The following is a 12,613-nucleotide window of genomic DNA, read 5'->3' on the forward strand; positions in this document are numbered from 1 at the left end:
GAGAGGGGCAGCCCTTGGCAGAACCAACTTATGCTACGCAAGGCGGTAATCGAAGGACGAAGCCGCTGGGCCATTATCGGGAGATGCTGGCGAAATACGTGTTTACGCAGCGCAAGCTGCTGCTCAAAATGACCGCGTTGCTGTTGATCTCGATCGCTTTGCAGTTGACCAATCCGCAGGTCATTCGTTATTTTATCGATACTGCTCAAGGGGAAGGAAGTTTGAAGCCCCTGTATATTGCGGCTGGACTCTTCATCGGCTTCTCCTTGAGCCAGCAGTTGGTTTCCGTCTGCGCGTCCTACTTCAGCGAGAACCTCGGCTGGACCACAACCAACAAGCTGCGGGCGGACCTCGTCAAACATTGCCTGTCGCTGGATATGTCGTTCCACAAATCGAATACTTCCGGTGCGTTGATCGAAAGGGTGGACGGCGACGTCAATGCGCTGGCTAATTTCTTCTCCAGCTTCTTAATCCACTTGCTCGGCAATTTGCTGCTGATGACGGGGATCCTGGTGCTGTTATTTCGTGAAAGCGTCTGGATTGGCTTAGCGATGAGCTTGTTCGTCGTCGGCGCGATCTTTATCATCCGTAAGATTCGCCAGTTTACCGTCCCGGTCTGGACCAAATGGCGGGCGCAAAATGCCGAGCTTTACGGGTTTATCGGCGAACAGCTGGAAGGTACGGAGGATACTCGGGCGAACGGGGCCGCCGGCTATGTGCTGGAACGATTTTATGCGATGGCGCGGCGGATGCTGCCGGTACGCATACGCGCCTCGCTGGGCTTCGGGATGATGTGGGGGACAACGATCCTGGTGTTCGCATTGGGTAATGCTGCCGCCTTCCTGGTCTGCGCCTGGTTATGGAGACGAGGCGAGCTGACCATCGGTTCGATCTACCTCGTGTTCTATTATACGGAGCTGCTGGCCCAGCCGATCGAGAAAATCCGGACCCAACTGGATGATCTGCAAAAAGCCGACGCCAGCCTGATTCGAGTCCGCGACCTGCTGAATACAAAGCCGCGCATTACGGACGGTCCGGGTGCGCCGCTCCCTCAGGGACCGTTGTCCGTAAAATTCGACCGGATGACGTTCGCCTATGAGGAGGACGGGGAACCCACGCTGCATGAGCTGGATCTGATGCTGAAGCCGGGGGAGACGCTGGGTCTGCTTGGACGCACCGGCAGTGGCAAATCTACACTGGCGCGGCTGTTGCTGCGGTTCTACGATCCTCAGCAGGGCAAGATCGAGCTGTCGGGAATTGACATCCGCAACTGTAAGCTGCAGGAGCTTCGCAGCGGGGTCGCGATGGTGACGCAAAATATCGAGATTATGGAAGGCACCGTTCGTGATAACCTGGCTTTGTTTGATGAACGCATTCGGGACGAGGACATCATCGACGTACTGAAGGAATTGGGATTGCAGGAGTGGTACTTCGCCTTGCCTGACGGACTGGACACCGTGCTCTCCTCGGGTGGAGGCAGCCTGTCGGCAGGCGAAGCGCAGCTGCTTGCGTTTGCCCGGGTGTTCTTGACCAACCCGGGTCTGGTCATCCTGGACGAAGCCAGTTCACGCCTCGACCCGTTGACCGAGAACCGGATTGAGACGGCGATCAACCGGCTGTTGGAATCAAGGACGTGCATCATGATCGCGCATCGATTATCGACGGTACAACGCGCCGATCAGATCCTCATTTTGGAGAGCGGGCGAATTGTGGAATATGGGCCACGCGCTGATTTAGCCGCGGATCCGGGGTCAAGGTTCAGTCGGATGTTGTCTGTTGGCCTAGAGGAGGTATTGGCATGAACACGCGACATTTTTTCTGGAGGCTGCTGCTGTATCGTCCGGCTTATTATTTCGCGAACCTGTTCTCCTGGATGGTCATCCATATGGTTCCGCTGCTTCCAGGGCTGATTACGAAGGCATTCTTCGATGATTTGGAGGGCAGCGCAGACTTCCCGTACGGAGTCGAAGGGCTGATGGCGCTGTTTGTCGGCGTGGCGCTGGCGCGTATCATACTGATCGCCGTAGGCTGCTGGACGGATGGAGGCTACCGCTTCCGGGTCAGCATGCTGCTCCGGCGGAATATGCTGGCCCACGTGCTTAAGGAGCCCGGCGCCAAAGCGATTCCTTGCTCGCCGGGGGAAGCGATCAGCAATTTCCGCGACGACGTGGACCAAACCGAGGAAGCGATGAGCTGGTCGGTTGATATGTTTGGCCTGATCGGGTTTGTCGCCGTGTCCAGTTATATCCTGATTTCGATCGATGCGCAGCTGACGTTCTTCGTCTTCGTGCCGCTGATTCTGGTCGTTACGGCGGCGCAAATCGCCACGGCGCGTATCCAGAAGTACCGGGCCGCGAGCCGCGCCGCCACGGCGAAGGTTACCGGCTCGATCAGCGAGATGTTCGCGAATGTTCAGGCCATCCAGGTCGCCGGGGCGGAAGGGCGGATCGTCCGTCGGTTCGAACGTTTAAGCGACGAACGACGCAAAATGATGGTCAAGGATAAGCTGATCACCGAATCGCTGTCCTCCGTGTTTACGAACTCCGTCAACCTCGGAACCGGCTTGATCCTAGTGTTGGCCGGTTATAAGATGCGCAGCGGATCGTTTTCCGTTGGGGACTTGTCGTTGTTCATCTACTACTTGACCTTCGTCACCCAATTGATTTCAAACGTTGGCAACTTCATGACGTTCTATAAGCAAATGGCTATCAGCTTCACTCGATTGAAGCAAATGCTGCAGGGCGCGCCCGCTAAGCTGCTGACGCTTCCGGCCTACATCGGCATTGGCAAACGTAAGGAGACGGACGCTGATCACACGGAGCAAGCTTCTCTGACCAGGCCAGTCGTCTCCAGTTCGGGACCGTCGGGCGCTTCTATCAGCCTTCCGGCGGAGCCGCTGCGGTTGCTGGAGGCGAACGGACTAACGTATCGCTATCCGGAGACCGGCCGGGGCATCGAGAACATCAGCCTGCGCCTTCCGCGCGGCTCGTTTACGGTCGTCACCGGCATGATTGGCTCGGGCAAGACCACGCTGCTGCGGGCCCTGCTTGGCCTGCTGCCGGCGGAGGCCGGCGAGATCCGCTGGAACGGCCGCCATGTCCGCACGCCAGCCGACTTCTTCGTTCCGCCGCAAAGCGCGTATACGGCGCAGATCCCGCGCCTCTACAGCGACAAGCTGAGGAACAACATCCTACTCGGGCTGCCCGAGACCGGGGACAGCCTGACGCAGGCGCTGCACGTCGCCGTCATGGAGGACGACGTGGCGCATCTGGCACACGGCCTCGACACGATGGTCGGGCCGCGCGGCGTCAAGCTCTCCGGCGGCCAGGTCCAGCGGACCGCGGCCGCCCGGATGCTCGTGCGCGAGGCACAGCTGTACGTGTTCGACGACCTTTCGAGCGCGCTCGACGTCGAAACCGAACGTAAGCTGTGGGAGCGGTTGTTCCAGACACGAGGCCAGGCGACCTGCCTCGTGGTGTCGCACCGCAAGGCCGCGCTCTCGCACGCGGACCATATCATCGTGCTGAAGGATGGCACGATTGAAGCCGAAGGCACGGCGGAGCAGCTGCTCGCCTCTAGCGCCAGCTTCCGTCAGTTATGGTACGGCGATGAGTCGCAGGCCGGAGGGGCGTGAACTCGGTGGGCGGCAACTAGCAGCGGGTAATCGCAGCTGGGCCCATCGTCTTCATCAGCCCTCCGTCACTTCAACATCACTAGCCAAAGCTTTAGCCGCCCCGCGCCTTATGGTAGAATAGGATGAATTATCCTGACTGATCGGGATACAGAACGAAGAGGGAGTGGGAATATCCATGGAGATGACGCAGGAACCGGTCGTGCGCATGCGAGACGTCAGCAAGCGCATCGGCAGCAAGACGCTGATCGACCGATTAACGCTGGATATCCCGAGAGGACAAGTCTACGGATTCCTGGGGCCGAACGGGGCCGGGAAAACGACGACGATTCGGATGATGGTCGGATTAATGTCCATTTCGGAAGGCGACATTCTAATTGAAGGAGCAAGCATCAAGGATCGTTTTGAAGAGGCGATTTCGCATGTTGGCGCGATCGTGGAAAACCCGGAGATGTACAAGTTCCTAACCGGGTATCAGAATTTGCTGCATTACGCCCGCATGTCCCCGGGGGTCACGAAGCAGCGGATTTGGGAGGCGGTCGAGCGGGTGGGCATGCAGAACCGCATCCATGACAAGGTCAAAACGTATTCGCTGGGCATGCGCCAGCGGCTTGGGGTCGCGCAGGCCATCCTGCATCGGCCGAAGTTGCTGGTGCTAGACGAGCCAACCAATGGGCTCGACCCGCAGGGTATCCGCGAGCTCCGCGATTATTTGCGGGTGCTGGCGCGGGAGGAAGGCACGACCGTGTTCGTCTCCAGCCATTTACTGTCGGAAATGGAGCTGATGTGCGACACGGTCGCTGTGATCCAGCAGGGACGGCTTGTGGACGTCAAGTCCCTGCATCCGGAGGCGGGAGAAGGCCGTGAGCGGGAGACGGCCTTCGAGGTGAGTGATCCGCAGCGTGCGGCGGAGCTCGTTGGGAGCGGGCGCGTCGAAGGCAGCCAGCTGATTGTGTCCGCCGACCGGGAAGCCGCGGCGGGGATCAACACGAAGCTGGTTATGGCGGGGATCGACGTCTACGCCATCCAAGCGGTGACGCGTTCCCTGGAAGATCAATTCTTGGAACTGACGGGAGGGAAGGACATTGAATAATTTTCTCGCGTTGGTCCAGAACGAAAACATGAAAATCTACCGGCGGGTCCGCACCTGGATTATGTTCGGGCTGCTTGTCCTGCTGACGATTTTGTTTGGGGTGTTATTTTCGCTTGATGGGGGCAGTCGCCGCATGAGCGCCTGGGATGCTCTGGATCAATTAAGCTTCCTGTATTACCTCGTCAGCATTTATGCGGCGGTCGTGGCCGCCGACATTGTGGCCGGCGAGTTCACCTGGGGGACGATTAAGCTGCTCCTGATCCGCCCATGGACACGCACGAAGGTCCTGTTGTCCAAGATGGCGGCCGTGCTGCTGTTTACGTTGGCCATGAGCGTGGTCTTTTTTGCCGCCGCCTTGGCGGTCGCGTTCCTGATCTTCCCGAATATGCCGTCGCAAATTTTCCTGCCGGGAGAAGGTCCGTTAGGCCGAATATTGGAGAGCTTGCTTTACAGCTACATTGACCTGTTGGTCATCGCGGCGTTTTCCTTTATGCTATCGACGGTATTCCGCTCCAGCGGCATTGCGATCGGGCTGTCGATCTTTATTCTGTTCGCGGGCAACATCTTTACGATGTTGTTTAACCCCGTCCGCTATCCTTGGGCTAAATATCTGCTGTTCGCTAACATGGACTTGGGGCAATACCGCGGCGGGCAGATCGGTCCGGCCGGTATGACGTTAGGGTTCTCCGCGGCGATACTGGCGGCGTACGTGCTGCTATTCCTGGCGGTTGCCTGGCTGGTGTTCAAGAAAAGGGACGTCGCCGCCTAAAAAATGACAAAAAAAAGTTCCCGTTTGCCTTCTCAGGCGGGAACTTTTTTTCACCTTATTTCGCCTTACCCCGCTTCGGGGCGTGCGGACTTCTTCATCTTGCCCTTGCCGGAAGAGGCTGATGGAGTGGGGATAGGCGCGATGCGATCCATCTTGCTCGACCCGTTCAGCAGGCCGCCTTCGACAATAATCAGCTTGGCAACCTCCACGTTGCCGTCGACCTGACCGCTGGCCGTAATCGTCAATTTGCCTGTCGTGGAGACGTCTCCGACGACTTTGCCGGCAACGATCACCTCGGCGCCTTTAATGTTGGACATGGCTTCGCCCGTTTCGCCGATGATGACCTGACCTTGGCATTCGATTTCTCCATGGATTTGGCCCTCCACGCGCAGATTGGATTTGCATTCCAGCTTACCTTCTACCAGGCTGCCTTGACCGATCAGGGTGTCGGTCGGTCGGGGGGCTTTTTTGTTGTCTTTGAACATAGCGGGTCATCGTCCTCCTTTCCAAGTTTTTATTACTTCAAATAAGGCAGCGGATCGATGGCTTTGCCACCTTTGACGATCTCGAAATGCAAATGGGGCCCAGTGCTGCGCCCGGTGTTGCCGAGATTGCCGATACTTTCGCCTTTCTTCACCTCATCGCCGACGGAGACATCGATATCGCTTAGATGCATGTACCAGCTCTGCAAACCGCCCGGATGCTCAATCACGATGTATTTACCGTGGGAGCCGTCCCGCTTGGCGGTAATAACTTTGCCCGCCGCCGCGGCATACACGGAATCGCCCACTTTGCCGGCGATGTCGATCCCCGCGTGGAAAGCCGCCCGGCCGGTGAAGGGATCGGTACGGTACCCGAAATTGGAGGTCAGCCGTGTGGACAACGTAGGCCATTCCGATGGGGTACCGGAGAGGGAATATTGCGTTTGCTTTGCTTTTTTCAGGGTGAGCGGCACATTCTTCTCCATCTCGTCGAGCATATCGTTCATCGCAGCAAAATTGTCCCGCGTGTCCGCAGCAAGCGCTTCGATTTCGTTCTCGTGGACCGCAATGAACTCGCCGCCGACGCCGCTGTCCCCAAGCGAATCCAGCGATTCATCCCAGGACAACGAAGACAGCTTGCCCAGGTTCTTCGCATCGCCGTCTCCGTATTTATCGATAAATTTCTGAAGCTCCGCTTCGAGTTCGGCTACCCGCTCCATCCGGTCCATCATATCCTTCGATTGGCTAGACAAGGCAATCACTTCGTTCTGCAAGCGTTGAATCGCTTCGTCTTTGTTGGTCACCACCGCTTCAAAGGCCAGGGTTTGCTGCTTGAGCTGACTTTCCAGGCGGGAAACGGTATGATCCGAATGAACCTGCAGGCTGATAATCAGCCCGGAAATGGACAGCAGCGCCAGCAAAGGCACGGCAACCACAAGCGGCTTGGACACTTGCACCTGTTTGACGGGCCGGCCGGCATCCCGAAGGACAAGCAACGTCATCCGATTGGGATTCGGTACGCTTACACTCCTCATGGCATCCCCTCCCTACGCTTCGTTGGTTCTATATCTTATCTATTCCTATGATTCTTAAATCATGTCAAAAATCGGGTCCTGTCTAATATAAATGGCGGCCTGCCGCGCTTGAATCGGAGCGAACTCATGAATAAACCGCCGCCAGGATGGTTAATGATGAAGGCAGGGGAGGGTGGTAGACATGATCTGGTTGATTGGCCTTTTGCTTGTTTTTATCGTACATATCGCACTGATCTTGCTGCTCGAATTCCGCAATCCCGGCAAAGCCGTTGCCTGGATGTTCATTTTATTCCTGTGTCCCCCGTTGGGGCCCGTTCTCTACTATTTCCTGGCGCGCGAATACAAGAAGCGCAAGAGGCTCCTGCATCGGGGTCCCGTCCAATTCCGAAGCCTCCGGGGTCAACTGCGCTCCCAGTCAGCTACCTTGGAGACCTTGGAGGGGATGAGGAACCCCGAGTTTGTTCATCAGGAGCGACTTTACCGGCTGCTGGCGCACCATGCGGTTAATCCGATCACGGGCGGGAACCGGACGGAAGTGTATTCCTCCGGGGAGATGGCTTTTGGCGCGATGCTGGAGCGGATGGAGCAGGCGCGGGATCATATCCACCTTGAGTTTTATATCTTCCGCAGCGATATGATCGGATCGGCCTTTGCAGAGGTGATGATCCGTAAAGCACGGGAAGGGGTTAAGGTGCGGATGATTTGCGACGGACTGGGGAGCTTCAAGCTGGAGACTGCCTTCGTCGAGCGGCTGAAGGAGGCCGGGGTGGAGGTTTATTTTTTTCTGCCGCCGCGGGTCGCCGTGCGCAATCGCCGGGTCAACTATCGCAATCACCGCAAAATCGTCGTGGTGGACGGGCGGATCGGGTTCGTGGGCGGGTTAAACGTGGGCGACGACTATCTAGGTCTCTATGAGAAAATGGGGTTTTGGCGCGATACGCATCTGCAGCTGGAAGGAGATTCGGTTCATTACCTGCAACTGACCTTCCTTGAGGATTGGCTGCTGGCATCGGGTCAGGATCTCGGAGACCCTGCTTTGTTTCCGGCCCATGAAGGGCCTGGGCGGGAGCAAGTGCAGATCCTGACCAGTGGACCCAATATGACACGTAACCTGATTCAGGAAATGTGCTTTAATTCAATCGCGGTGGCGAAGCGCCGGATTTGGATCGCTTCGCCCTATTTTATTCCGGACCCCAGCGTGTATTTGGCGCTAAAAACGGCGGCGCTGAGCGGGGTCGAAGTGATTGTGATCATGCCTTATCATTCGGATAGTCGTCTGGTTAAGCTGGCTTCGTTATCTTACGTCGAAGAGCTGCTGCAGGCAGGGGTTAAGTTTGTTCAATATACGAAAGGCTTCATACATGCCAAGGTGATGATCATTGACGACCTGCTCGCTTCCGTGGGGACGGCGAACATGGATATGCGCAGCTTCTTCTACAACTTTGAAATGACCGCCTTGTTGTTTGATCCGGATACGATCGCACGACTGGAGAGCGACTTCCAGCAAGATCTGGCCGATTCGGTGCCGATCCTGCCGAAGGCATTCGCGGAGCGCTCACGGTGGCAAAAAGGGCTGGAGTTGCTGGCCCGGCTGTTGTCCCCGCTTTTGTAAGGGAATAACCTTAGGCGCGGACCGGGGCCTTCAAATGCTGCAAAATCAGCTTCAACGATTGCGGAGGGACCGTTTCCAGCAAATCCCCCCGTTCCTTCAGCCGTTGGCCGATATTCAGCAGATTGAAATCAGCGGGTTTGGGATTCTTCCGCACCTCGCCCCAGGTGAGCGGGGTTGACACGCTGGCAGCCACTCGGGCCCGTGGAGTATACGGAGCTGCGAGCGTTTTACCGCCGTAATGCTGCAGATAGTCGAAATAGATTTTGTCGCCGCGGTCCTTCTTCAGCCTCTCGATGGTAAATAGTTTCGGATGCTTCTCGGTCACGTACCTCGCGACGAAATGGCCGATGGAACGCAGCTCGTCAAAGGTCACGCCGTATTCGATCGGCACGATGATCTGCACGCCGGTGGCGCCGGACGTCTTCGGCACGGATTGCAGACCCAGCGACGTCAAGATATCGCCGACCATCGCAGCTGCCTCCATCATCCGCGGCTCGTCCTCCAGCGTGGGATCGAGATCGATCATCCACTCGCACGGCAACGACTCTCCGACATAATGGAGGGAAGGATGGAATTCGATGCAGGCGAGGTTCCCGAGCCACAGCAGCACGGGCAGTCGGTCCAGCACGACATAGTTGATGTTCTCATAAACCGCGGTGCGGACGAATGGAGGCAGCGGATCAGGCGCATTTTTCTGATAAAAAAACTTGCCGTGGATACCGCCGGGATAACGAATGGTCGTCAGCAAACGGTTGCGGCAGGATTTCAACAGGTAGGGTGAAAGCTCGGCCAGCTTCTCCAAATACATCATCTTCGTGATACCGACTTCGGGCCACAGCAGCTTGTCGGGGTTGGAGACGGGGACTTCTTCGCCTTCGACAGAGATGGTTCCTTTGATCGTTCGCGGCATGACAGATCCTCCTTTCCGGATCGATTGGAATATATAGTTAGGCTTGCCTGAGGACCTGGAAACTATGAGCGCATAGGTTAGGTTGGTTATCGGAATGGTACCCGAGGGCTGGGGGCAAACTTGGGGGAGATGGAATGGAGTTCAAGAGGAGGCAAAACACGGGCATGGAATTAAGACCGATCGCGCCGTTTGAACCGATACGCAGCGATACGATCCCGCAAGGCGAGGAGTGGGTGGCCCAGGTGAAGTGGGACGGGGTGCGGATGCTTACGTACAGCGACGGCCGCGAGGTCAAGCTGATCAACCGCAAAGGGAACGACCGGACGCCCCAGTACCCGGAGTTTCAGGATACGGGGGTATACTGCCGCGCGGGTTCAGTTATTCTCGACGGTGAAATGATCGCGCTCTCCGGCGGGAAGCCGTCATTTCATGAGATTATGCGCCGCGACAGCCTGCGGCGGGAGCAGGAGATCCGCTTCGCGTCCGGCCGGATTCCGGCGATATATATGATTTTTGACATCTTATATCATGACGGCAAATGGGTGAACGGGGAGCCGCTGAGGAATCGCCAGCAGCTGCTGCAAGAGCTCGTGATTCCCTCCGAACGGGTGCAGGTTGTGCCAAATGTGACGGACGGGGAGTTGTTGTTCGGTTTGATGCAGGAGCGGGGTTGGGAAGGGATTGTCTCGAAACGGCTGGACAGCGCTTATGCGATCGGAGGGAAGGATGGTCGCTGGGTCAAAAAGAAGCTGGCTCGTGATCTCTACGCGGCCATCGGCGGCGTGACGTACCGGGATGGCGGGGTGAACGCAATTTTACTGGGATTGTACGATCCGGAGGGACGGTTCATCTATATTGGGCATGCCGGCAGCGGGAAATGGAAGGTGTCCGACTGGCGCGACCTGACGGAGAACGTGAAGCCGCTGATCGTATCGGACCGGCCATTCGCAAACGCCCCTGAACGCATGAAAGGGGTCGTCTGGATTCAGCCGACCCTCACTGTAAAGATTCAGTTCTTGGAATGGACGCCCGGCGGAACGATGCGCCACCCCATCATCCAGGGATGGGCGAATGTCCCGCCCGAGGCGTGCGACATGGGGCAAAGCATGTAGGCAGGGCCGGCGAAGGTCGCAAGTAGGGCTCAATACGGAACAGCTCAGCCCAGCTTGGTACAGCGTGTTCCCCTACTTCGCCTCTGGCTTCGCCGTGGTGCGACGCTTGGGCTTCGGCTTGACCGCGACGGTTGGCGTAGCGGTACCGACATCTGTTGCAGCGGGCTCGGCTTCTGGCTCGGCTTTTGCTTTCTTGGCCGCCGGCTTGCGCGTACGCTTCGCCGGTGCGGCGGCCGCTGGCCCCGGATCGGTGGCGACCGGTTTGACGGCTTCGATGCTCGCCTGCAGCGCCGCCATTAAGTCGATCACGTTGGTCTCCGGCTTGGCTGGAGCCAAGCTGATTTCCTCGCCGGCTACCTTTTGCTCGATCAAGTGCAGCAGTCCCTCGCGGTAATCGTCGGTGTATTTCTCCGGCTCGAACGGAGTGGATAGCTGCTCGATCAGCATCTTTGCCATCGTCAGCTCCTTGTCGTTGACCTGGAGGTTCTCCGGCAGATTGGGCACTTGGGTTATCGGCCGAATTTCGTCCGGAAAAAAGATCGTTTCGATCGCCAGACACCCTTCCATCACGCGGATGGCAGCGAGGCTGCTTTTGGAACGGATGGCGATTTTGGCGATGCCGATTTTGCCCGATTGGCGCATCGCTTCCAGCAGGAGCTGATAGGCGTTTCCGCCCGCCTGGTCCGGGGACAGGTAATACGTCTTCTGAAAATAAATCGGATCGATCTCCTTCAAATCTACGAAATCGATGATGTTGATCGTTTTCTCGGCGTGGGCGGAGAGTTGCTCGAGCTCATCTTTTTCGAACAGCACGTATTTGCCCTTCTCGTATTCATATCCCCGCGAGATTTCCTCCCAGTTCACATCCACCTCGCAAGCCGGGCAGCGCCGCACATAGGAGATCGGACTGCCGCACACATTATGGATGTATTTCATGGAGATGTCTTTGTCTTCGGTGGCCGAAAACATTTTGACCGGCACATGAACCAGCCCGAAGCTGATCGCTCCCTTCCAGACCGTATGCATGTTTATAACCCCTTTCTTCTTTCCTTCGAATACTCGCTATGGATTCGCCTATTCGTAGTATGGTTATAAAAGTGGTTTCTATTTACGCTCGTTTTCGCCAAATTCGTTCCTGCGTTCTGCGGTTGCGGGGGGTGCGGCGGACCGATATAATGAGGACAGTGCCTTTGCATGTACTCGTGGAGATCGATGGGCGACGCTGTAACGGACATCAGGGACGTTATTTGTCTGCAAGTGAGAGGTTCCGGTCGCTAACGGACTGGAAAGACCTTATTTGCTTGTTTTGAGTTGTTTTTTCTGCCGGAAGGGTGGAATAACGTCTTCTGGGTCCGTTAGCACGGGAAATGTCCGGGAAATGAGCGAATAAGGTCATTACGGTCCGTTAGCGGAACTTCGGCACCTGATGGGCAATTTCGTTGGAGCCGCAATAAAGGTGGTAAGCTAGAGTGAGTATGGATGATCATAAGGGCAACCCTCCCGCGCAATGGGTATATGAAGTCGAGGATCTAACAGGGACGGAGCGGCTCGCGGGAGCCTTGGCCCGGCTGGCCCAGCCGGGGACGGTGATCGCCCTGGACGGGGATCTTGGCGCGGGCAAAACCGCGTTCTCCCAGCTGTTCGCGAAACACCTCGGCGTGAAGGACACGGTGAACAGTCCGACTTTTACTTTGATCAAGGAGTATGAGGGCAGGCTGCCTTTTTATCATATGGACGTCTACCGGCTGTCGCTGGATGAGGCGGATGAGCTGGGGCTGGACGAGTATTTCTACGGGAACGGCGTCACCTTGGTGGAATGGGCCAGCTTGATTGAGGAGCTGCTTCCGCAAGACGTGCTTCGCATTTACGTAGAGACGGTGTCGGCGTCGGGTCGGCGGATGCATATCAATGGTCAGGGCGCAACCTATGAAGCTTGGGTGTCCGCTCTGAGAGAGAATGGAGTATCCTGA

At 57.0% G+C, this 12,613-nt stretch carries 11 protein-coding genes; 7 read left to right on the top strand and 4 right to left on the bottom strand.

Annotated elements, in window-relative coordinates; translation table 11 throughout:
• Positions 1 to 83 precede the first annotated feature (83 nt).
• The 4 genes from M0651_RS01010 (at position 84) to M0651_RS01025 (ending at position 5,493) form a co-directional block, all read left to right on the top strand.
• Positions 84 to 1,802: an ABC transporter ATP-binding protein gene (locus M0651_RS01010; RefSeq protein ID WP_248550292.1), complete on the top strand. Its 1,719-nt coding sequence runs from the start codon at positions 84 to 86 to the stop codon at positions 1,800 to 1,802.
• Positions 1,799 to 3,634: an ABC transporter ATP-binding protein gene (locus tag M0651_RS01015; protein ID WP_248549999.1), complete on the top strand. Its 1,836-nt coding sequence runs from the start codon at positions 1,799 to 1,801 to the stop codon at positions 3,632 to 3,634. Before M0651_RS01010 ends, M0651_RS01015 begins: the two co-directional genes overlap by 4 nt.
• Positions 3,635 to 3,815: 181 nt before the next feature.
• Positions 3,816 to 4,724 carry an ABC transporter ATP-binding protein gene (locus M0651_RS01020; RefSeq protein WP_248550293.1) on the top strand — a complete coding sequence of 303 codons (909 nt, stop codon included), beginning with the start codon at positions 3,816 to 3,818 and terminating at the stop codon, positions 4,722 to 4,724.
• Complete coding sequence (locus M0651_RS01025; protein WP_248550000.1) at positions 4,717 to 5,493, top strand: ABC transporter permease; 777 nt, start codon at positions 4,717 to 4,719, stop codon at positions 5,491 to 5,493. Before M0651_RS01020 ends, M0651_RS01025 begins: the two co-directional genes overlap by 8 nt.
• 65 nt (positions 5,494 to 5,558) lie before the next feature.
• On the opposite strand, the gene M0651_RS01030 is transcribed toward M0651_RS01025, so the two are convergent.
• Complete coding sequence (locus tag M0651_RS01030) at positions 5,559 to 5,978, bottom strand: bactofilin family protein (protein ID WP_248550001.1); 420 nt, start codon at positions 5,976 to 5,978, stop codon at positions 5,559 to 5,561.
• 32 nt (positions 5,979 to 6,010) lie between these two features.
• Positions 6,011 to 7,009, bottom strand: a complete 999-nt coding sequence (locus M0651_RS01035) for a M23 family metallopeptidase (protein WP_248550002.1) — start codon at positions 7,007 to 7,009, stop codon at positions 6,011 to 6,013.
• Positions 7,010 to 7,190: 181 nt separating this feature from the next.
• Here M0651_RS01035 and cls point away from each other — a divergent pair, with 181 nt between their 5' ends.
• Entirely contained in the window at positions 7,191 to 8,621 is a 1,431-nt protein-coding gene (cls, locus tag M0651_RS01040; RefSeq protein ID WP_248550003.1) for a cardiolipin synthase, read from the top strand.
• Positions 8,622 to 8,631: 10 nt separating this feature from the next.
• On the opposite strand, the gene ligD is transcribed toward cls, so the two are convergent.
• The gene (ligD, locus tag M0651_RS01045) at positions 8,632 to 9,531 is read right to left on the bottom strand and encodes a non-homologous end-joining DNA ligase (protein WP_248550004.1); all 900 of its coding nucleotides are present in this window, start codon (positions 9,529 to 9,531) and stop codon (positions 8,632 to 8,634) included.
• A gap of 164 nt (positions 9,532 to 9,695) precedes the next feature.
• Between ligD and M0651_RS01050 the strand changes: the two genes are divergently transcribed.
• Positions 9,696 to 10,643, top strand: a complete 948-nt coding sequence (locus M0651_RS01050; RefSeq protein WP_248550005.1) for an ATP-dependent DNA ligase — start codon at positions 9,696 to 9,698, stop codon at positions 10,641 to 10,643.
• Between the two features lie 72 nt (positions 10,644 to 10,715).
• Here M0651_RS01050 and ku read toward each other — a convergent pair whose 3' ends face one another.
• Positions 10,716 to 11,669, bottom strand: coding sequence for a non-homologous end joining protein Ku (gene ku / locus M0651_RS01055; RefSeq protein ID WP_248550006.1), 954 nt, complete (start codon positions 11,667 to 11,669; stop codon positions 10,716 to 10,718).
• A 449-nt stretch (positions 11,670 to 12,118) separates the two neighbouring features.
• Between ku and tsaE the strand changes: the two genes are divergently transcribed.
• Positions 12,119 to 12,613, top strand: a complete 495-nt coding sequence (gene tsaE / locus M0651_RS01060) for a tRNA (adenosine(37)-N6)-threonylcarbamoyltransferase complex ATPase subunit type 1 TsaE (RefSeq protein WP_248550294.1) — start codon at positions 12,119 to 12,121, stop codon at positions 12,611 to 12,613.

This window comes from Paenibacillus mellifer (assembly GCF_023195895.1).
GTDB classification, from domain to species: domain Bacteria; phylum Bacillota; class Bacilli; order Paenibacillales; family Paenibacillaceae; genus Fontibacillus; species Fontibacillus mellifer.

What these genes read in the sequence shown, in the direction of transcription:
- M0651_RS01015 (WP_248549999.1), top strand. Translation starts at nt 1,799, where the DNA reads ATGAACACGCGACATTTTTTCTGGAGGCTGCTGCTGTATCGTCCGGCT.
- M0651_RS01035 (WP_248550002.1), bottom strand. Translation starts at nt 7,009, where the DNA reads ATGAGGAGTGTAAGCGTACCGAATCCCAATCGGATGACGTTGCTTGTC.
- cls (WP_248550003.1), top strand. Translation starts at nt 7,191, where the DNA reads ATGATCTGGTTGATTGGCCTTTTGCTTGTTTTTATCGTACATATCGCA.
- ligD (WP_248550004.1), bottom strand. Translation starts at nt 9,531, where the DNA reads ATGCCGCGAACGATCAAAGGAACCATCTCTGTCGAAGGCGAAGAAGTC.
- M0651_RS01030 (WP_248550001.1), bottom strand. Translation starts at nt 5,978, where the DNA reads ATGTTCAAAGACAACAAAAAAGCCCCCCGACCGACCGACACCCTGATC.
- M0651_RS01010 (WP_248550292.1), top strand. Translation starts at nt 84, where the DNA reads ATGCTGGCGAAATACGTGTTTACGCAGCGCAAGCTGCTGCTCAAAATG.
- M0651_RS01020 (WP_248550293.1), top strand. Translation starts at nt 3,816, where the DNA reads ATGACGCAGGAACCGGTCGTGCGCATGCGAGACGTCAGCAAGCGCATC.
- ku (WP_248550006.1), bottom strand. Translation starts at nt 11,669, where the DNA reads ATGCATACGGTCTGGAAGGGAGCGATCAGCTTCGGGCTGGTTCATGTG.
- tsaE (WP_248550294.1), top strand. Translation starts at nt 12,119, where the DNA reads ATGGATGATCATAAGGGCAACCCTCCCGCGCAATGGGTATATGAAGTC.
- M0651_RS01050 (WP_248550005.1), top strand. Translation starts at nt 9,696, where the DNA reads ATGGAATTAAGACCGATCGCGCCGTTTGAACCGATACGCAGCGATACG.